A 20,090-nucleotide genomic window follows, 5' to 3' on the forward strand; every position below is an offset into this window, starting at 1 on the left:
CTGCTCATTTTGGCGACGTACCGATAAAGTCATAGCCACCCTCACCATTCCGGCCGTCGCCGTACAGAAAGGTGCGCTCGATGACCGAGCATCATCTGCCGTCCCAACTAGAGGTCAGCCCCGAGGCTCCCGACCGCAACCTCGCGCTGGAGCTCGTCCGGGTGACCGAGGCCGGAGCCATGGCCTCGGGCCGCTGGGTCGGGCGCGGCGACAAGAACGGCGCCGACGGCGCTGCCGTCAAGGCCATGCGCGCCTTGATCCACACCGTCTCCATGAACGGTGTCGTGGTCATCGGGGAGGGCGAGAAGGACAACGCCCCGATGCTCTACAACGGCGAGCGGGTCGGTGACGGCACCGGTGCCGAGTGCGACGTGGCCGTGGACCCGGTCGACGGTACGACACTGACGGCCAAGGGCATGGCCAACGCCGTCTCCGTGATGGCCGTGGCCGAGCGCGGTGCGATGTTCGACCCGTCCGCGGTCTTCTACATGGACAAGCTGGCCACCGGCCCGGAGGCCGCCGACTTCGTCGACATCACGGCGCCGGTCGGCGTGAACATCCGCCGGATCGCCAAGGCGAAGAAGTCCGCCGTCGAGGACGTCACCGTCGTCATCCTGGACCGGCCGCGCCACGAGGGCCTGGTCAAGGAGGTACGGGAGGCGGGCGCCCGGATCAAGTTCATCTCCGACGGCGACGTGGCCGGCGCGATCATGGCGGCCCGCGAGGGCACCGGCGTCGACCTGCTGCTGGGCATCGGCGGTACGCCGGAGGGCATCATCGCCGCGTGCGCGCTGAAGTGCCTGGGCGGCACCCTTCAGGCCAAGCTGTGGCCGAAGGACGACGAGGAGCGGCAGCGCGCGATCGACGCCGGGCACGACCTGGACAAGGTGCTGCAGACCGACGACCTGGTCCGCGGCGACAATGTCTTCTTCGTCGCCACCGGCATCACCGACGGCGACCTGCTGCGCGGGGTGCGCTACCGCGCCGAGACCGCGACCACCTCGTCGCTGGTGATGCGCTCCAAGTCCGGCACGATCCGCCGGGTCGACTCCGAGCACCGGCTCTCCAAGCTGCGCGCGTACAGCTCGGTCGACTTCGAGCGCCCCAACTAGGCTCCGTCGCCCGCAAACACTCGGGCCGGGACTCCGCCGTCTTCCCGGCGGGGTCCCGGCCCGTCACGCGTGCCGGTCGCACGGGCCGCTCAACCGGCGGCCTGCATACGGGCCGAGCGCTGCAGCTCGGTCTCCCGGCGCCGGCGGCGGGCCAGTACGACCCGGCGTTCGGCGGCGGTCAGGCCGCCCCACACCCCGTAGGGCTCGGGCTGCACGAGGGCGTGCTCCCGGCATTCGATCATCACCGGGCAGCGGGCACAGACCCGCTTTGCGGCTTCCTCCCTCGCCAGGCGCGCGGCGGTCGGTTCCTTGGACGGTGCGAAGAACAGGCCCGCCTCGTCACGGCGGCACACCGCCTCCGCGTGCCAGGGACCGGCCTCTTCGCGAGAGGGAACCCGCTGGGACGGAACAACTGCGGTGTCCTGCAGAGGCTGATGCGGTAGCAGCACGGTCTACTCCTGACGACGGCTTCGGCGAAGAGTCACCCTTGCCCGTCTCGCTGCGCACGACTTTTCGCACCCCGCAGCCGTACGAGAGACGATGCACCAGCCCTACCCGCTGTACGCGTGCTTATGCACACGGTTGCGATCGGCCGCCGAGCAGTGCGGACGCGCCGCGGAAACACCGGCTCCGGGGGCCGGGTGCCGCCGCCGTCCCCGTCAGTCGCGGCGGTCGCCGTGCCACCGTACGTGCCGCTCGCGCCGCTCGTCCCGGCGGTGTTCGTGCAGCGACCGGCGCTCGTCGCGCCGCTGCTCCTGCCACGCGCGCCGGGCGCCGCGCAGATCGTCCCGCAGGTCGCGCAGCCACTTGCCGCGCTTGGCCCGCGCCTCGACGCTGCCGAGCACCGCGTAGCCGTTGACGAGGACGACCGGGGCGTCGGGCTCCACCGACTCGTTGGTCTCGACCTCGAAGGCGCCGAGCACGCCGGAACCGCTGCTGCGCAGGGTGACGTTCTCGGGCACCCGGATCTCCACGCTGCCGAAGATCGCGGTGACGTTGATCCGGACCTGCTGCTGCTGGAAGATCCCCTCGGTCAGGTCGATCTCCACGCTGCCGAAGACGGCGACAGCGTTGATGCGGGAGGGCACCCGCCAGCGGCCCTTGCGGGTGGAGGCGCTGAAGATCGCGACCATGTTCTGGTCCGGCGGCGCGCCGCCCGGCTCCGCCTCGTACGCGGCGGCCGCGGGCCGGGGTCCGGGGGCGCCGCCCTCCACCGGCAGATCCCGTACCAGCGGCTCCAGTTCGCCCATCGTCTTGGCGCGGTAGACCAGGTCGATGCGTTCGGAGTGCTCCTCGGCGTCCAGCCGCCCGACCGCCAGCGCCTCGCGCAGGATCTCCGCGATCCGGTCCCGGTCGGCGTCGGAGGCCCTCAGCTCGGCCTCGGCCACGGGCTTGGTCAGGTTCACCGGCTGCTGGGCTCGCTTGGCGAGTGACGATTCGTCCACGGGGGGCAGCCTACCGAAACGCGATAGATCGCGACTAGGGGACGCACGAGCCCGGACGGACTCCAGGTGAGCCTTACCTCACAGTGGCGACCGCAGGGCGGGGTTCTACGCTGGTCAGGCGCTGCCGCAGATGTCAGCCGAAATCCACCGTCGAGTGAGGAATGGCCCCTGATGCCGGAATTCGCCTATACCGACCTGCTCCCCGTAGGCGAGGACAACACCCCCTACCGCCTGGTCACTTCCGAGGGTGTGAGCACCTTCGAGGCCGGCGGGCGTACGTTCCTCAAGGTCGAGCCGGAGGCGCTGCGCAAGCTGGCCGCCGAGGCGATGCACGACATCTCGCACTATCTGCGCCCGGCCCACCTCGCCCAGCTCCGCCGCATCCTGGACGACCCCGAGGCGTCCGCCAACGACCGCTTCGTGGCGCTGGACCTGCTGAAGAACGCCAACATCGCGGCGGCGGGCGTGCTCCCGATGTGCCAGGACACCGGCACCGCCATCGTCATGGGCAAGCGCGGCCAGAACGTCCTGACCCAGGGCCGTGACGAGGAAGCCCTCTCCCGCGGCATCTACGACGCGTACACCCAGCTCAACCTGCGGTACTCGCAGATGGCCCCGCTGACCATGTGGGACGAGAAGAACACCGGCTCCAACCTGCCGGCCCAGATCGAGCTGTACGCGAACGACGGGGACGCGTACAAGTTCCTCTTCATGGCCAAGGGCGGCGGCAGCGCCAACAAGTCCTTCCTCTACCAGGAGACGAAGGCCGTCCTCAACGAGGCGAGCATGATGAAGTTCCTGGAGGAGAAGATCCGCTCGCTGGGCACGGCCGCCTGCCCGCCGTACCACCTGGCGATCGTGGTCGGCGGCACCAGCGCCGAGTACGCCATGAAGACCGCGAAGTACGCCTCCGCGCACTACCTGGACGAGCTGCCCGCCGAGGGCTCCCCCACCGGCCACGGCTTCCGGGACAAGGAGCTGGAGGAGAAGGTCTTCGAGCTGACGCAGAAGATCGGCATCGGCGCGCAGTTCGGCGGCAAGTACTTCTGCCACGACGTGCGCGTGGTGCGCCTGCCCCGGCACGGCGCGTCCTGCCCGGTCGCCATCGCGGTGTCCTGCTCGGCGGACCGCCAGGCGGTCGCGAAGATCACCGCCGAGGGCGTCTTCCTGGAGCAGTTGGAGAAGGACCCGGCGCGCTTCCTCCCGGAGACGACCGAGGCGGAGCTGACCGAGGGCGCGGGCCCGGACCTCGACGCCGTACGGATCGACCTGAACCGCCCGATGGACGACGTCCTGGCCGAGCTGACCAAGCACCCGGTCAAGACCCGCCTCTCGCTCACCGGCACCCTGGTCGTCGCCCGCGACATCGCGCACGCCAAGATCAAGGAGCGGCTGGACGCGGGCGAGGAGATGCCCGAGTACCTGAAGAACCACCCGGTGTACTACGCGGGCCCGGCGAAGACCCCCGAGGGCTACGCGTCCGGCTCCTTCGGCCCGACCACGGCCGGCCGGATGGACGCCTACGTCGAGCAGTTCCAGGCGGCGGGCGGCTCGAAGATCATGCTGGCCAAGGGCAACCGCTCGAAGCAGGTCACCGACGCGTGCGCCGCGCACGGCGGCTTCTACCTGGGCTCGATCGGCGGCCCGGCGGCGCGCCTGGCGCAGGACTGCATCAAGAAGGTCGAGGTCCTCGAATACGAGGAGCTGGGCATGGAGGCGGTCTGGCGGATCGAGGTCGAGGACTTCCCGGCGTTCATCGTCGTGGACGACAAGGGCAACGACTTCTTCCAAGATCCGGCGCCCGCTCCGACCTTCACCAGCATCCCGGTACGGACCGCCTGACGGCCGTGCTGCTCCGCCGGGCGGTTCGCTGCGCGCGTACCGCCTGACGGACGAAACCTGCCGGTGCCCGGGAACAGAACCGCTGTTCCCGGGCACTGACATAGACATGAGCGACAACGGCCTGAGCGGCGACAACGGCGAGTACCGGACCGAGCACGACTCGATGGGCGAGGTGAAGGTGCCCGCCCGCGCGAAGTGGCGGGCGCAGACCCAGCGCGCGGTGGAGAACTTCCCGGTCTCCGGGCAGCGGCTGGAGCGGGCGCACATCGAGGCGCTGGCCCGGATCAAGGCCGCGGCGGCCAAGGTGAACGCCGAGCTGGGGGTGGTGGACGAGGACGTCGCGACGGCGATCCAGGAGGCCGCGGCGGAGGTCGCGGACGGCACGTGGGACGACCACTTCCCCGTGGACGTGTTCCAGACCGGCTCCGGCACGTCGTCCAACATGAACACCAACGAGGTGCTCGCGACCCTCGCCACCGAGCGGCTGGGCCGCGACGTGCACCCCAACGACCACGTCAACGCCTCCCAGTCGTCCAACGACGTCTTCCCGTCCTCGATCCACATCGCGGCGACCGCGGCCGTCACCCACGACCTGATCCCGGCGCTGGAGCACCTGGCGGCCGCGCTGGAGCGCAAGGAGACCGAGTTCGCCGAGGTGGTGAAGGCGGGGCGGACGCATCTGATGGACGCCACGCCCGTCACCCTCGGCCAGGAGTTCGGCGGTTTCGCCGCGCAGGTCCGCTACGGCGTGGAGCGGCTGCGGTCCGCGCTGCCGAGGCTGGCCGAACTGCCGCTGGGCGGTACGGCGGTGGGCACCGGCATCAACACCCCGCCCGGCTTCCCGGCCGCGGTGATCGCCGAGGTGGCGCGGACGACGGGGCTGCCGCTGACCGAGGCCCGCAACCACTTCGAGGCGCAGGGCGCGCGCGACGCGATCGTGGAGACCAGCGGGCAGCTCCGCACCATCGGCGTCGGCCTGACGAAGATCGCCAACGATCTGCGCTGGATGTCCTCGGGGCCGCGCACCGGCCTCGCCGAGATCAACCTGCCCGACCTCCAGCCTGGTTCGTCCATCATGCCCGGCAAGGTCAACCCGGTGATCCCGGAGGCGGTGCTGATGGTGGCCGCGCAGGTCACCGGCAACGACGCGACGGTGGCCGCGGCGGGCGCCGCGGGCAACTTCGAGCTGAACGTGATGCTGCCGGTCATCGCGAAGAACGTGCTGGAGTCGGTACGGCTGCTGGCCAACGTCTCCCGGCTGCTCGCGGACCGCACGGTCGACGGGATCACCGCCAATGCCGAACGGGCCCGGGAGTACGCCGAGTCGTCGCCCTCCGTCGTCACCCCGCTCAACAAGTACATCGGGTACGAGGAGGCCGCCAAGGTCGCCAAGAAGTCGCTGGCCGAGCGGAAGACGATCCGCGAGGTGGTCATCGAGTCCGGCTACGTCGACCAGGGGCTGCTGACGGAACAGCAGTTGGACGAGGCGCTCGACGTACTGAGCATGACACATCCGTAACGGACGGTGCGGTTTCCGTCACAGCCAGGACACCGGTGCCCCTCTAAGATCTGCTCATGACAGCGGACATGGTGGAGACGAGGAAGGGCGCCGCCGGGGCGAAGGGCACGCGGGCCGCCGAGGACAGGCCGGGACGCTGGGCGCCCGGTGACCAGATCCTGTGGCGGTACCGCGACAACGCCGGTGACGGTATCCACATCTGCCGTCCGATGACCGTCGTCCAGGACACCGACGAGCTGCTCGCGGTGTGGATGGCGCCCGGCACGCCCTGCGTCAAGCCGGTGCTGGCCGACGGGACGCCCGTCCACCGCGAGCCGCTCGCCAGCCGGTACACCAAACCGCGCCGCACCACCCGCGACCAGTGGTTCGGCACCGGGGTGCTGAAGCTGGCCCGGCCGCGCGACCCCTGGTCGGTGTGGCTGTTCTGGGAGCCCGGCTGGCACTTCAAGAACTGGTACGTGAACCTGGAGGAGCCACGGCGCCGCTGGCCGGGCGGCATCGACTCGCAGGACCACTTCCTGGACATCTGCGTGTATCCGGACCGGCATTGGGAGTGGCGCGACGAGGACGAGTTCGCGCAGGCGCAGCGGGACGGGCTGATGCCGGCCGCGCTGGCGGCGGACGTACGGGCGGCGGGCCGCGCGGCGGTCGAACACATCGCCGCGTGGGGCGTGCCGTTCGGTTCCGGCTGGGAGGACTGGCGGCCCGATCCGGCGTGGGGGGTGCCGGGGCTGCCGGAGGACTGGGACCGGGCCGCGCGGGACTGAGATCCGGCTCCGGGGCGGCTGCGCGGGCGTCCGCCCCGGCCGCGGGAACGGCTCACGGACCGGCCGTCCGAGGGGGCGGCTCCGGGCGCACCGGTGAGCGGGTGAGGGCGCGGTGCGGCGTGCGAGTGAGCCCCCTTGATGCGCCCCTGGGGATCAACCGTAGGATCGTCCTCCACAAGACTGCACAGGCGTAACTCAAGACTGCACGGAACTGCACGGACGTGGCTCCCGAGGCGGAGCCCCGAACTTGACCGCGGTCGCAGGAGAGGCGAGGTCGTGAGCGCTGAAGGCTACGACGGATACGAGGGCCTGAACCGGTTAGTCCTGGACCGGGCGGGGCAGGCGGAGGCGTTCGACGCCATCGGCGACCGGTACGACGACGCTTTCCCGCACAAGGAAGGACAGCTCGCGGCCGGCGCCCGGCTCGCGGCCGCGCTGCCGCCCGGGTCGCGGGTGCTGGACGTCGGCTGCGGCACGGGCCTGCCGACGGCCCGTCAGCTTGCCGACGCGGGGCACACGGTGGTCGGTGTGGACCTCTCCCCCTCGATGGTCGCGCTGGCCCGCGGCAACGTCCCGGCGGCCCGCTTCCACCAGCTCGACATCGCCGACCTGCGCGACGGCCGGCTCGGCGGTCCGGGCTCCTTCGACGGTGCCGTAGCCTTCTTCTCGCTGCTGATGCTGCCCCGCGCGGAGATTCCGTACACCCTGCGGATGCTGCACACGCTGCTGAAGCCCGGCGGGCTGCTGGCCCTGTCCATGGTCGAAGCCGATCTGGACGACTGCCCGATTCCGTTCCTGGGCAGCACGATCCGGGTATCGGGTTACCTGCGGGACGACTTGCGCCAGGTCGTGCACGACGCGGGCTTCGAAGTCACCGGGGAGGACTCGTATGCGTATGCCCCGGCCAGTACGGACACCCCACCCGAGTTCCAGCTCTTCCTGCACCTGCGACGCGCTTGAGACGCGGCGCGCCACGCGCGCAGCCCCGGACGGATGGAATCCCACGCGTGACGGAGCACCCGACCTCCCACGAACCGCGGCAGGCCGCCCCGCCTGCCGCGTCCTCGGCGACCCCGCACGCGGGCCCGCCCGAGCCGGCGCCGTATGCCGCGGCCGCCGATCCCCGCGGTCTTCCGGGGCAGTCCTCGGCCGGCGGACCGGCCGAGGTGACTGACATGTCGGCCGCCGCGCCGCGCGGTGACGATTCTTCTGCGTGCGCCGCGGACGGCGGCCGGGCGGACGCCGGGGCGGGCCGGCCCCGGCCGCGCCCCGAGGAGGCCCCCGGGGTGCCGCCGCCGGCCGCGCCGCACGGCGTGCCGGTGGAGACCGGTGCCCGCGGCGGGGCGGCCGGGCGCGCCTCCGAGCAGACCGGCGGCCCCGGCACACCGCCCGCCCGCTCCGCGCACCCCGCACAGCCCGCCGAGAGCGTCGAGCTGATGGCGGCGCGTCAGGCGGGCGGCGACCGGCTGCGGTTCATCGGCGCGGCCACCCGGCGGATCGCCCGCGGCATAGACCTCGACGAGATCGTGCTGGGGTTGTGCCGGGCGACGGTGCCGACGTTCGCCGACGCGATCCTGGTCTATCTGCGCGACCCGCTGCCGGTGGGCGACGAGCGGCCGACCGGCCCGGTGGTGCTGCGGCTGCGCCGTACCGATCGGATTCCCGAGGAGCCGGACACCAACGGCGGGCGGCTGCCGATGCTGCCCGCGCAGCCGGACCTGAGCCCCGCGATGGGCGGCAGCGCGGCGGAGCTGTCCGAGGTGCTGCCGGGCGGGCCGCTGGCGGAGGTGCTGCGCGGCGTCCGGCCGCTGTTCGGCGAGGTGCAGGCGGCGCGGGCCGCGCTGCCGGAGCTGCTCGGCCCGCTCACCCACCTGCCCGCCGGGCACCGGGTGATCCTGGCGCCGCTGCGCGGCCGCCGCCGGGTGATCGGCGCGGCGGTGTTCCTGCGCCGTCCGGACCGTCCGGCGTTCGAGGCGGACGACCTGCTGGTGGCGGCGCAGCTCGCGACGCACACGGCGCTGGGTGTCGACAAGGCGGTGCTGTACGGGCGCGAGGCGTACATCGCCGACGCCCTCCAGCGCACGATGCTGCCGGACTCGCTGCCGCAGCCCACCGGCGTACGGCTGGCCAGCCGCTATCTGCCCGCCGCCGAGACGGCGCGGGTCGGCGGCGACTGGTACGACGCGATCCCGCTGCCCGGCAGCCGCGTGGCGCTGGTGGTCGGTGACGTGATGGGCCACTCCATGACCTCCGCGGCGATCATGGGCCAGTTGCGTACCACCGCGCAGACCCTCGCGGGGCTGGACCTGCCGCCGCAGGAGGTGCTGCACCACCTCGACGAGCAGGCGCAGCGGCTGGGTTCGGACCGGATGGCGACGTGCCTGTACGCGGTCTACGACCCGGTGGCGCACCGCATCATGGTCGCCAACGCCGGGCATCCGCCGCCCGTGATGCTGCACCGGGGCGGGCGCGCGGAGGTGCTGCGGGTGCCGCCGGGCGCGCCGATCGGTGTCGGCGGGGTGGACTTCGAGGCGGTCGAGCTGGACGCGCCGGCGGGCGCCACGCTCGTGCTGTACACGGACGGCCTGGTGGAGTCCCGTATCCGGGACGTGTGGACCGGCATCGAGCAACTGCGGGAGCGGCTGACGGAGACGGCCCGGCTGACCGGGCCCAACCCGCCGCCGCTGGAGCCGCTGTGCGACGAGGTGCTGGACATGCTCGGCCCCGGCGACCGGGACGACGACATCGCGCTGCTCGCGGCCCGCTTCGACGGAATCGCGCCGAGCGACGTCGCGTACTGGTACCTGGACCCGAAGGCGCAGACGGCCGGGCAGGCGCGCCGCCTGGCCCGCCGGGCGCTGTCCCGGTGGGGTCTGGAGGAGCTGACCGACCAGTTGGAGCTGCTGGTCAGCGAGGTGGTGACGAACGCGGTGCGGTACGCGGAGCGGCCGATCACGCTGCGGCTGCTGCGGACGGACGTGCTGCGCTGCGAGGTCGGCGACGACGTCCCGCAACTGCCCAGGCTGCGCCAGGCGCGGCCGTCCGACGAGGGCGGGCGCGGTCTGTACCTGGTCAACCGGATGGCCCGGCGCTGGGGCGCGACCCGGCTGAGCACCGGCAAGGTGGTGTGGTTCGAGCTGTCCATGCCGTTCGGGGGGACGCCGTAGGGAGCGGCTTCCGGGCGTCGTCGCAGCGGGCCGCCGGGGCGCCCAGGGGCGTACCGGCGGCCGGACTTCGTCTCGAACCGGACGCCGTCCAACGGTTGCCGACACCACGTCGGCGGAGTTGACTTCTGAGGTGCCAAGGGACTGACGACCCACCTCCGGGAGGCGCTCCGCCATGACCAGCTCCGCACAGAACGTCCCGCGCACGACGACCAACAGCGGCATCCCGGTCGAGAGCGACGAGCACTCGCTCTCGGTGGGCCCCGACGGTCCGTTGCTGCTCCAGGACCACTACCTGATCGAGAAGATGGCCCAGTTCAACCGCGAACGGGTGCCCGAGCGGGTGGTGCACGCCAAGGGCAGCGGCGCGTACGGGTTCTTCGAGGTGACCAACGACGTCAGCCAGTTCACCAAGGCGGACCTGTTCCAGCCGGGCCGGCGCACCGAGATGCTGGCCCGCTTCTCGACGGTCGCGGGCGAGCAGGGTTCGCCGGACACCTGGCGCGACCCGCGCGGCTTCGCGCTGAAGTTCTACACCGAATACGGCAACTACGACCTGGTCGGGAACAACACGCCGGTCTTCTTCGTGCGGGACACGATCAAGTTCCAGGACTTCATCCGGTCGCAGAAGCGCCGCCCGGACAACGGGCTGCGCGACCACGACATGCAGTGGGACTTCTGGACGCTGTCGCCCGAGTCGGCGCACATGGTCACCTGGCTGATGGGTGACCGCGGCATCCCGAAGACGTACCGGCACATGAACGGCTACGGCTCGCACACGTACATGTGGATCAACGGCGGCGGCGAGCGGTTCTGGATCAAGTACCACATCAAGACCGACCAGGGCATCGACTTCCTCACCCAGGAGGAAGCCGACCGGCTGGCGGGCGAGGACGGCGATGTGCACCGCCGTGACCTGTACCAGGCGATCGCGGCCGGGGACGCGCCCTCGTGGACGATGTACGTCCAGGTGATGCCGTTCGACGACGCGCCGGACTACCGCTTCAACCCGTTCGACCTGACCAAGGTGTGGCCGCACGGCGACTATCCGCTCATCGAGGTGGGCCGGATGACCCTGGACCGCAATCCGGAGGACTTCTTCGTCCACATCGAGCAGGCGGCGTTCGAGCCGTCCAACATGGTGCCGGGCATCGGCCCGTCGCCGGACAAGATGCTGCTGGGCCGGCTGTTCTCGTACCCGGACACCCACCGCTACCGCATCGGCCCGAACTACGCGCAGCTCCCGCCCAACCGTCCGCACTCGGTGGTCAGCTCGTACGCCAAGGACGGCCCGATGCGCTACGAGCCGTCCAGCGCGGCCCGCCCGTATGCGCCGAACTCCTACGGCGGCCCGGCGGCCGACACCGCCAACTTCGGTGACCCGGCGGGCTGGCACGCGGCGGGCGAGATGGTGCGCGAGGCGTACAAGCTGCGGCGCGATGACGACGACTGGGGCCAGGCGGGCACCCAGGTACGGCAGGTGCTGGACGACGCGGCGCGCGAGCGGCTGGTGAACAACGTCGCCGGGCACCTGCTGAACGGAGTCAGCCGCCCGGTGCTGCTGCGCGCCCTGCAGTACTGGCGCAACGTGGACAAGGCGCTCGGCGACCGGATCGCCGCGCGGATCGACGGCGGCTGAGCCGGGGCGCGCACGCGGGGACGGAAACGGCCGTGGCCCCCACCGGTGCGGTGGGGGCCACGGCCGTCGGCGCCGGGCGCCGGATCAGTCCAGGCCGTCGAGGCCGGGCGGGCGGTTGTCGTTGCCGCCGCTGCCGCTGCCACTGCCGCCCGACGGGGTGGCCGGCGGCGTCTCCGGGGGCGACGGCGTCCGGGACGGCGTGTGCGACGGGGTGCGCGACGGCGTCTGGGACGGCGTGTGCGACGGGGTCTGGCTCGGCGTGTGCGACGGGGTCTGGCTCGGCGTCTGGGACGGCGTGTGCGACGGGGTGTTGGACGGCGGCGGGGCGTTGGTCGGTGCGACTCCGGCGCCGAGGTCGGTCTCCAGGTCGAACTTGGCCCCGGCGTCGTCACCGATCGCCGCCGCGGTGTAGGCGGCCCAGACCTCGGCCGGGTAGCCGCCGCCGTTGACGCGGCCGCCGCCTCCGGTGCCCTTGAGGGAGACCTGCTTACCGCCCTTGGTCTCCTCGCCGAACATGCCGACCGCGGTGACCAGCTTCGGCGTGTAGCCGACGAACCAGGCCGACTTGTTGTCGTCGGAGGTGCCGGTCTTGCCGGCCGCCTGGTAGTCGGTGCCGCCGATCGCGGACTTGGCCGTACCGTCGTTGACCACGCCGCGCAGGACGGAGGTGACGGTGTCGGCGGTCCCCCGGGTCAGCACCTGGGAGCCGATCGGGTCGGACAGCTCGACCTCCTGCGCGCCGTGCTGGGCCTTGGCGACCAGGGCCGGTTCGACCTTCTTGCCGTGGTTGTCGAGCGTGGCGTAGGCGGCGGCCATCTGCAGCGGGCTGGCGCCCATGCTGCCGAGGGTCATCGCGGGCTGGACGTCCATCCGGCTGCCGTCCATGCCGAGGCTGACCGCGGTCTTCTTGACCGCGTCCAGGCCCACGTCGGCGCCCATCTGCGCGAAGACGGAGTTGACGGAGTTGTTGGTGGCCTGCTGGACGCTGATCTTGCCGTAGCTGACCTCGTCCTCGTTCGGCGGCGCGAACGGCTTGGTGCTGTTGACCACCGGGCGGCGGTTGCGGCCGTCGTAGACCGTGTCGGGGGTGATGGGCACCCCGGACTGCGTCTTGGCGTGGTTCTCCAGGGCGGAGGCGAAGATCAGCGGCTTGAACGTGGACGCGGGCTGGAAGTCGGCCCGGGTGGCGTTGTTCATGTAGTGCTTGGTGTAGCCCGCGCCGCCGTACATCGCCACGACGTGGCCGGTCGCGGGGTCGACCGAGACGGCACCGAGCTGGGCGTCCCGGTCCGCCTTGCGGAGGGACGGCTTGAGGTCGTCGGTGAGCTTCGTCTTGACGGCCTTCTCCAGGTCCTGCTGCTTCTTCTTGTCGATGGCCAGGGTGATGGTCCAGCCGCCGGCCATCAGCTCCTTCTCGTCGACGCCCTTGCGGATCAGCTCGTCGTTGGCGGCGTTGATGAAGTAGCCGACCTGGCCGGCCACACCGGGCAGCGGCTTGGGCTTGATGGGCTGCTGGAACGTCTGCTTCTGCCGGTCGGCGGCGTCGAGCCACTTCATCTCGACCATGTTGTTCAGCGTGTACGCCCAGCGCTCCTGCACCCGCTTCTTGCCGGCGTCGGAGGCGATGGCCCAGTCGTACTGGCTGGGGGCCTGGAGCAGGGAGGCCAGGTAGGCGCCCTGACTGACGGTCAGCTTGTCGACGTCCACGCCGTAGTACGCCTGGGCCGCCGCCTGGATGCCGTACGCGCCGCGGCCGTAGTAGCTGGTGTTCATGTACCCGGCGAGGATCTCGTTTTTGCCGAGCTTGTTGTCCACCTTGAGGGAGATGACGATCTCCTGGAGCTTGCGGCTGACCGTCTGCTCCTGGCTCAGGTAGTAGTTCTTGACGTACTGCTGGGTGATGGTCGAGCCGCCCTGCTTGCCCTTGCCCCTGAGGGTGTTGAGGACGCCGCGCAGGGTGCCCTTCAGGTCGACGCCGGAGTCCTGGTAGAAGGTCTTGTTCTCGGCCGCGACGAAGGCGTGCTGGACATGCTCGGGGATCTGGTCGATCTTGACGGTCTCGCGGTTCACCGCCTTGTCGGCGCCCTTGCGGGCCATGACCGAGCCGTCGGCGTACTTGTAGACGTTGCTCTGACTGGTGGCCTGGAAGTTCCCCTCGTCGGGGACGTCCACGTACAGGTACAGCCCGAGGAAACCGAGGATGCCCAGCAGGCACACGCCGAGGAAGGCTCCGAGGACCTTCTTCCAGGTGAAGAAGCGGCGTATGCCGCCCTTCTTGCCCTTCGGCCTCGCCCGGCGCTTACGCCCTTGAGCCGCTCGCCTCGCGTCCGCTCGCCCCATCGCTCCCGCAACTCCAGTCGTTCCGCCCCCAATAACTCAGCTCACGAAGCTAACACCGCATCTGTCAACAAATGCTCATCGATCAAGGCTTTTCCCGACGTGACAAAGAGCACCCGGGACTGGGGGAACCGTCCCGTAAGGATGCCGTACCGGAGTGAGATCTTTCTTAAAGTGCTATCACTTTGCTAGTCTGGCGACAGCACAGTCGGTCCGTACGGTTCCGGCTGCCGCACCGACCGCGCGGCAGCCCGGCCCGGACCGCGAGGAATGTCACGAGAAACGGGGAGACGACATGTCCGACCAGACACCGCCCGGCGGCAACGACGGGACGGCCGGCGGCGCGCAGCTCACGGCCGACGCGCCGGAGATGCCCCGCCCGCAGGTCCGCGAGACGGTGGCGCACAGCATCCCGGGCGGCCTGGGCCTGCTGCTCACCGTCCTCGGCGTGTTCGCCGGGCTCGGCATGATCATCGGCGGTGGCGTGCTGGCCGCGGGCGGCAACAAGGCGGCGGGCGTGCCGCTGATCATCGTCGGCGTCCTGCTGCTGGTGGGCTCGCTCTTCTGCATGACGGGCGTGAAGATGGTCGCCCCCGGCGAGGCCCGGGTCATCCAGCTCTTCGGCCGCTACGTCGGCACCATCCGCGAGGACGGCCTGCGCTGGGTGAACCCGCTGACCGCCGACCGCAAGATCTCCACCCGGGTCCGCAACCACGAGACCGCGGTCCTGAAGGTCAACGACGCGTACGGCAACCCGATCGAGCTGGCCTCCATCGTCGTGTGGCAGGTCGAGGACACCGCGCAGGCGCTGTTCGAGGTCGACGACTTCCTGGAGTTCGTCGCCACCCAGACCGAGGCCGCGGTACGGCACATCGCCATCGAGTACCCGTACGACGCGCACGACGAGGACGCGCTGTCGCTGCGCGGCAACGCCGAGGAGATCACCGAGAAGCTGGCCGTCGAACTGACCGCCCGGGTGCAGGCCGCGGGCGTACGGATCATCGAGTCCCGCTTCAGCCACCTCGCGTACGCGCCGGAGATCGCCTCGGCGATGCTCCAGCGGCAGCAGGCCGGCGCGGTCGTGGCGGCCCGCCAGCAGATCGTCGAGGGCGCGGTCGGCATGGTCGAGATGGCGCTGGCCCGCATCAGCGAGCAGGACATCGTGGAACTGGACGAGGAGCGCAAGGCGGCCATGGTCAGCAACCTGATGGTGGTGCTGTGCGGCGACCGGGCCGCCCAGCCCGTACTGAACACCGGGTCCCTGTACCAGTGAGCGAGGGCGGCTCCCAGGACGCTTCCGGGGCCGCCGGACCCGCGGGCGGTGACGAGGCGCCGAAGCGGCGGGCGCAGCGGCGCAAGCAGATGCTGCTGCGGCTCGACCCGCTGGTCCACGACGCGCTCGCCCGCTGGGCCGACGACGAGCTGCGCAGCGCCAACGCCCAGGTGGAGTTCCTGCTGCGGAAGGCCCTGGCGGACGCGGGGCGGCTGCCGAAGGGGGCGGGCGGACTGCCGCGCCGGGGGCGGCCGCCGAAGACGGCCGGGCCGCGGGACACGGCGGGCGGCGGGGAACCGGAGCCGCCGGGTCCGGAGGGATGAGAACGAGGGGTGCCGGAGGTCCGGTCCGTACGCGGGCCGGGCCTCCGGCTGCTCACGGAGTCGGTATACACCACAGGTATACACGCCATGTAGAGTGACGTGCACGTCCTGACGGGAGCGCTCCGGGAGCCGTACACGGCACCCACCCACTCCCCCGGCGGAGCCCCGGCCCCGCCGCCCGGACCGTCCCCTGTCCGCACTTCCGGAGGCCCTCGTATGACCCCGGCCGGTTCCCTGCTCAAGGCCAGCGCGCTGTACAAGGCGTACGGCTCGACCAACGCGCTCGACGGCGCCGATTTCTCCATCCACCCCGGCGAGGTCGTCGCCGTCATGGGCCCCTCCGGCTCCGGCAAGTCGACCCTGCTGCACTGCCTGGCCGGGATCGTCCGCCCCGACTCCGGCAGCGTCATGTACGGCTCGCGCGACCTGACGCAGATGAGCGACGCCCAGCGCAGCGCCCTGCGCCGCGCCGACTTCGGCTTCGTCTTCCAGTTCGGCCAGCTCGTCCCCGAACTGACCTGCCTGGAGAACGTCGCCCTCCCGCTGCGCCTGAACGGCGTCAAGCGCAAGGAGGCCGAACAGCGCTCCCAGGAGTGGCTGGAGCGCCTGGAGGTCGGCGCGGTGGCGGCCAAGCGGCCCGGCGAGGTCTCCGGCGGCCAGGGCCAGCGTGTGGCGGTCGCCCGCGCGCTCGCCGCCCGGCCGCGCGTGATCTTCGCGGACGAACCGACCGGCGCCCTCGACTCCCTCAACGGCGAACGCGTGATGACGCTGCTGACCGAGGCGGCCCGGGACACCAACGCCGCCGTCGTCCTGGTCACCCACGAGGCCCGGGTCGCCGCCTACTCCGACCGCGAGATCGTCGTCCGCGACGGCCAGGCCCGGGAAATGGCGGGCACCGTATGACCGCCGTGGACCAGCGCCCCGGCCCCACCGGCCACGCCGAGGCTCCGCACAAGGCCCCGGCCGGCCTCGCCGTCTGGGTGCGCGACCTCCTGATGGGCATGCGCTTCGCCATCGGCAGCGGCCGCGAGGGCTGGACCCGTACGCTGCTGACCGCCGTCGGCGTCGGCCTGGGTGTGGCCCTGCTGCTGGGCGCCTCCTCCGTACCGAGCCTGCTGGGCCACCGTTCCGAGCGCAGCAACGCGCGGAACATCGAGATCGAGGAGCAGACGCCGAAGCCGTCCGACAGCTCCTTCCTCGTCCACCGCGTGGGCTCCCAGTTCCGCGGTGAAAGCGTGGACGGCGTCCTGCTGCGCCCGGACGGCAGCCACCCCACGCTGCCGCCCGGCGTGGACAAGATGCCCGGTCCGGGCGAGGCGGTCGTCTCCCCCTCGCTGAAGAAGCTGCTGGACTCCCCGGACGGCAAGCTGCTGCACGACCGGCTCCCGTACCGCGTGGTCGGCACCATCGGCCAAGCAGGGCTGATCGGCCCCGCCGAGCACTACTACTACGCGGGCAGCGACCAGCTCTCCCTGAAGGACAGCGGCACCAACCGCGTCTCCAAGTACGGGTGGAAGATCCCGACCCCCGGCATGGACCCCGTCCTGATGGTCCTGATCCTGATCGGCTGCGTCGTCCTGCTGATGCCGGTGGCCATCTTCATCGCCACCGCCGTCCGCTTCGGCGGCGAGCGCCGCGACCGGCGGCTGGCCGCGCTGCGCCTGGTGGGCGCGGACAACCACATGGCTCGCCGGATCGCCGCCGGGGAGGCCCTGCTCGGCTCGCTGTTCGGGCTGGTCGTCGGCGCCGGGCTGTTCCTGTTCGGCCGGCAGTTCATCGGCGCGGTCGACATCAGCAGCCTCAACGCCTTCCCCACCGACCTGTCACCGGTGCCCGCGCTGGCCGTCCTGATCCTGCTGGCCGTACCGGCGTCGGCGGTCGTCGTCACGCTCCTGGCGCTGCGCGGCATCGCCATCGAGCCGCTGGGCGTCGTCCGCAGCGCGGTGCCGCGCCGCCGGCGCCTGTGGTGGCGGCTGCCGATCCCGGTCGTCGGGCTGGTGCTGCTGGCGATGTTCGGGACGGTCGACAAGAAGTCGGGATCCGTCAATACGTACGCGATCGCCGGCGGCGCGGCGCTGACGCTGCTGGGCCTGACCATGCTGCTGCCGTGGCTGGTGGAGGCGGTCGTGGCGCGCTTCAAGGGCGGCCCGGTCCCCTGGCAGCTAGCTGCCCGCCGGCTCCAACTGAGCAGCAGCAGCGCGGCCCGCGCGGTCAGCGGCATCACGGTCGCCGTGGCCGGTGCCATCGCCCTGCAGATGCTCTTCTTCGCGGTCGGGGAAGACTTCACCAAGGCCACCGGGCAGGACACCTCCCGTGCGCAGATGCAGGTCATGCTGCCCGCACGGGACGGCGCCACGACGCGGAAGATGATCGACGAGTTCGAGCACACCCAGGGCGTCAGCGGCGTCATCGCGACCATCGGGGCGCGGGTCTCCTCCCCCGGCCCGGAGCGCGGGGAGGGCGGCTATCCGCTGAACACCTCGGTCACGGTCGGCACCTGCGAGACGCTGCAGGAGCTCAGCCGGCCCGGCCCGTGCAAGGACGGTGACGTCTTCGAGATCAAGGGCAGCGGCCCCGACGCGTTCGTGGACGAGGACCTGCCCAAGATCGTCCGTCCCGGTGCCCAGGTGCTGCTCAACGGCTTCGACGACGACGGCAAGATGGTGGGCCCGCCCCGCCGGTGGACCCTCCCCCGGACGATCCGCCCCGTCCAGGGCCGGCCCGACCCGGCCGGCGAGCACGCCACCGGCCTGTACGCCACCATGGGCGCGGTCGACATCAAGAAGCTGGACGACCCCACGGCCAGGGCCATGGTGCGGCTGGACCCGTCCGTCCCGGACGCGGCCGAGCACGCCCGGAACACCGCGGCCCGTTTCGACGTGACGGCCAACGTCTTCCAGCTCATGGACACCGCCGACGACCGGCGCTTCGTCAGCGTGCGCAACGGGCTGCTGATCGCGTCCGTCGCCACCATGACGCTGATCGCCGCCAGCATGCTGGTCACCACCCTGGAGCAGTTGCGCGAACGCCGCCGCCTGCTGTCGGTCCTGGTGGCCTTCGGCACCCGGCGCGGCACCCTCGCCTGGTCCGTGCTGTGGCAGACCGCCGTCCCGATGACCCTCGGCCTGGCGCTCGCGGTGGCCGGCGGCCTCGGGCTCGGCCGGGTGCTGCTGGGCCTGGCGGACAAGACCGGTGTCGCGTGGTCGGTGGTCTGGCCACTGCCCCTGTTCGGCGCCGCTCTGATCCTGCTCGTGACGCTGCTCAGCATGCCGCCGCTGTGGCGCATGATGCGTGCGGACGGGCTGCGTACGGAGTGATCCGGCACCGCCGGTGTCCCGGGGTCCGCGCGACGGGCCCCGGGCTCCGGCGGCGCTATGCACGACGCGTATACACCACGGCTGTAGCGACGAAGTAAGGTGGTCGGCATGTCAATCGGTCATACGCTTCTGGGCCTCCTGGAGTCCGGGCCCCGCCATGGCTACGACCTGAAGCGGGCGTTCGACGAGCACTTCGGCCACGACCGCCCGCTGCACTACGGGCAGGTCTACTCGACCATGTCCCGCCTGCTGAAGAACGGCCTCGTCGAGGTCGACGGCGTCGAGGCGGGCGCGGGCCCGGAGCGCAAGCGCTACGCCATCACGGACGCCGGCGTCACCGACGTCGCCCAGTGGCTGGCCCGCCCCGAGAAGCCCGAACCGTACCTCCAGTCCACGCTCTACACGAAGGTGGTGCTGGCCCTGCTCACCGAGCGGGACGCCGCCGAGCTGCTCGACACCCAGCGCACCGAGCACCTGCGCCTGATGCGCGGCCTGACCGAGCGCAAGCGCAAGGGAGACCTCGCCGACCAGCTCATCTGCGACCACGCCCTGTTCCACCTGGAGGCTGACCTGCGCTGGCTGGAGCTGACGGCCGCCCGTCTGGACAAGCTGGCCGCGGTGATCGCCCGGTGACGCCCGCGGGTTCGCTGCTGGCCGCCGAGGCCCTGCACAAGTCGTTCGGGCAGACCCAAGCGCTGGACGGGGTGGACTTCTCCATCCACCCCGGCGAGGTCGTCGCCGTCATGGGCCCCTCCGGCTCCGGCAAGTCGACCCTGCTGCACTGCCTGGCGGGCATCGTCCTGCCGGACTCCGGCAGTGTCCGCTACGGCGACCACGAGGTGACGGTGATGAACGACGCGCAGCGCAGCGCCCTGCGCCGCGCCGACTTCGGCTTCGTCTTCCAGTTCGGCCAGCTCGTCCCCGAACTGACCTGCCTGGAGAACGTCGCCCTCCCGCTGCGCCTGAACGGCGTCAAGCGCAAGGAGGCCGAGCGGCACGCCCGCGAGTGGCTGGAGCGGCTGGAGGTCGAGGACTCCGGGGGCAAGCGGCCCGGCGAGGTCTCCGGCGGCCAGGGCCAGCGCGTCGCGGTGGCCCGCGCGCTCGCCGCGCGCCCCCGCGTGATCTTCGCGGACGAGCCCACCGGCGCCCTCGACTCCCTCAACGGCGAACGCGTGATGACGCTGCTCACCGACGCCGCCCGGGACACCAACGCCGCCGTCGTCCTGGTCACCCACGAGGCCCGGGTCGCCGCCTACTCCGACCGCGAGATCGTCGTCCGCGACGGCAAGGTGAAGGACATGCTGGCGGGCCTGCGGTGAGTCCGCCCGTCACACCCCGTCCGGGCAGGACCG

16 protein-coding genes are annotated in these 20,090 nt (G+C 71.5%); 13 read left to right on the forward strand and 3 right to left on the reverse strand.

The window, feature by feature from the left end:
* Nucleotides 1-80: 80 nt before the first annotated feature.
* Nucleotides 81-1,112 (forward strand): class II fructose-bisphosphatase, encoded by a 1,032-nt coding sequence (glpX, locus tag EJG53_RS14415; protein WP_031000860.1) that lies wholly within the window; start codon nucleotides 81-83, stop codon nucleotides 1,110-1,112.
* A gap of 89 nt (nucleotides 1,113-1,201) precedes the next feature.
* On the opposite strand, the gene EJG53_RS14420 is transcribed toward glpX, so the two are convergent.
* Together EJG53_RS14420 and EJG53_RS14425 are read right to left on the reverse strand one after the other, a co-directional pair.
* Nucleotides 1,202-1,561, reverse strand: a complete 360-nt coding sequence (locus tag EJG53_RS14420; RefSeq protein WP_063759207.1) for a WhiB family transcriptional regulator — start codon at nucleotides 1,559-1,561, stop codon at nucleotides 1,202-1,204.
* Between the two features lie 210 nt (nucleotides 1,562-1,771).
* The gene (locus tag EJG53_RS14425; protein ID WP_125045181.1) at nucleotides 1,772-2,557 is read right to left on the reverse strand and encodes a DUF1707 SHOCT-like domain-containing protein; all 786 of its coding nucleotides are present in this window, start codon (nucleotides 2,555-2,557) and stop codon (nucleotides 1,772-1,774) included.
* Between the two features lie 171 nt (nucleotides 2,558-2,728).
* Between EJG53_RS14425 and EJG53_RS14430 the strand changes: the two genes are divergently transcribed.
* The 6 genes from EJG53_RS14430 to EJG53_RS14455 all read left to right on the forward strand — a co-directional run bounded on the left by EJG53_RS14430 (nucleotide 2,729) and on the right by EJG53_RS14455 (nucleotide 11,488).
* Complete coding sequence (locus EJG53_RS14430; RefSeq protein WP_125045182.1) at nucleotides 2,729-4,399, forward strand: fumarate hydratase; 1,671 nt, start codon at nucleotides 2,729-2,731, stop codon at nucleotides 4,397-4,399.
* Between the two features lie 106 nt (nucleotides 4,400-4,505).
* The gene (locus tag EJG53_RS14435; RefSeq protein ID WP_125045183.1) at nucleotides 4,506-5,918 is read left to right on the forward strand and encodes a class II fumarate hydratase; all 1,413 of its coding nucleotides are present in this window, start codon (nucleotides 4,506-4,508) and stop codon (nucleotides 5,916-5,918) included.
* A gap of 56 nt (nucleotides 5,919-5,974) precedes the next feature.
* The gene (gene fomD / locus EJG53_RS14440; protein ID WP_371858682.1) at nucleotides 5,975-6,685 is read left to right on the forward strand and encodes a cytidylyl-2-hydroxypropylphosphonate hydrolase; all 711 of its coding nucleotides are present in this window, start codon (nucleotides 5,975-5,977) and stop codon (nucleotides 6,683-6,685) included.
* Nucleotides 6,686-6,961: 276 nt separating this feature from the next.
* Complete coding sequence (locus EJG53_RS14445) at nucleotides 6,962-7,645, forward strand: class I SAM-dependent DNA methyltransferase (protein ID WP_125045184.1); 684 nt, start codon at nucleotides 6,962-6,964, stop codon at nucleotides 7,643-7,645.
* Nucleotides 7,646-7,692: 47 nt separating this feature from the next.
* Nucleotides 7,693-9,852, forward strand: coding sequence for a SpoIIE family protein phosphatase (locus EJG53_RS14450; protein ID WP_125045185.1), 2,160 nt, complete (start codon nucleotides 7,693-7,695; stop codon nucleotides 9,850-9,852).
* 172 nt (nucleotides 9,853-10,024) lie between these two features.
* Nucleotides 10,025-11,488, forward strand: coding sequence for a catalase (locus EJG53_RS14455; protein WP_125045186.1), 1,464 nt, complete (start codon nucleotides 10,025-10,027; stop codon nucleotides 11,486-11,488).
* 84 nt (nucleotides 11,489-11,572) lie between these two features.
* On the opposite strand, the gene EJG53_RS14460 is transcribed toward EJG53_RS14455, so the two are convergent.
* Nucleotides 11,573-13,828 (reverse strand): transglycosylase domain-containing protein, encoded by a 2,256-nt coding sequence (locus EJG53_RS14460; protein WP_125045187.1) that lies wholly within the window; start codon nucleotides 13,826-13,828, stop codon nucleotides 11,573-11,575.
* A 292-nt stretch (nucleotides 13,829-14,120) separates the two neighbouring features.
* On the opposite strand from EJG53_RS14460, the gene EJG53_RS14465 reads away from it, so the two are divergent.
* From EJG53_RS14465 to EJG53_RS14490, 6 genes are all read left to right on the forward strand, one after another.
* Nucleotides 14,121-15,098, forward strand: a complete 978-nt coding sequence (locus tag EJG53_RS14465; RefSeq protein WP_125045188.1) for an SPFH domain-containing protein — start codon at nucleotides 14,121-14,123, stop codon at nucleotides 15,096-15,098.
* Nucleotides 15,099-15,187: 89 nt separating this feature from the next.
* Nucleotides 15,188-15,421: a type II toxin-antitoxin system antitoxin gene (locus tag EJG53_RS14470; protein WP_435844626.1), complete on the forward strand. Its 234-nt coding sequence runs from the start codon at nucleotides 15,188-15,190 to the stop codon at nucleotides 15,419-15,421.
* 216 nt (nucleotides 15,422-15,637) lie between these two features.
* A complete protein-coding gene (locus tag EJG53_RS14475) occupies nucleotides 15,638-16,324 on the forward strand; it encodes an ABC transporter ATP-binding protein (protein WP_125045190.1) in 687 nt (228 codons plus the stop codon).
* Nucleotides 16,321-18,738, forward strand: a complete 2,418-nt coding sequence (locus EJG53_RS14480) for an ABC transporter permease (protein WP_125045191.1) — start codon at nucleotides 16,321-16,323, stop codon at nucleotides 18,736-18,738. Before EJG53_RS14475 ends, EJG53_RS14480 begins: the two co-directional genes overlap by 4 nt.
* 108 nt (nucleotides 18,739-18,846) lie before the next feature.
* A complete protein-coding gene (locus EJG53_RS14485; RefSeq protein WP_031000834.1) occupies nucleotides 18,847-19,371 on the forward strand; it encodes a PadR family transcriptional regulator in 525 nt (174 codons plus the stop codon).
* Nucleotides 19,368-20,057, forward strand: a complete 690-nt coding sequence (locus tag EJG53_RS14490) for an ABC transporter ATP-binding protein (RefSeq protein ID WP_125045192.1) — start codon at nucleotides 19,368-19,370, stop codon at nucleotides 20,055-20,057. Before EJG53_RS14485 ends, EJG53_RS14490 begins: the two co-directional genes overlap by 4 nt.
* The last annotated feature ends 33 nt before the right edge of the window (nucleotides 20,058-20,090 follow it).

Origin of the sequence: Streptomyces chrestomyceticus JCM 4735 (genome assembly GCF_003865135.1) — a bacterium.
GTDB lineage: Bacteria > Actinomycetota > Actinomycetes > Streptomycetales > Streptomycetaceae > Streptomyces > Streptomyces chrestomyceticus.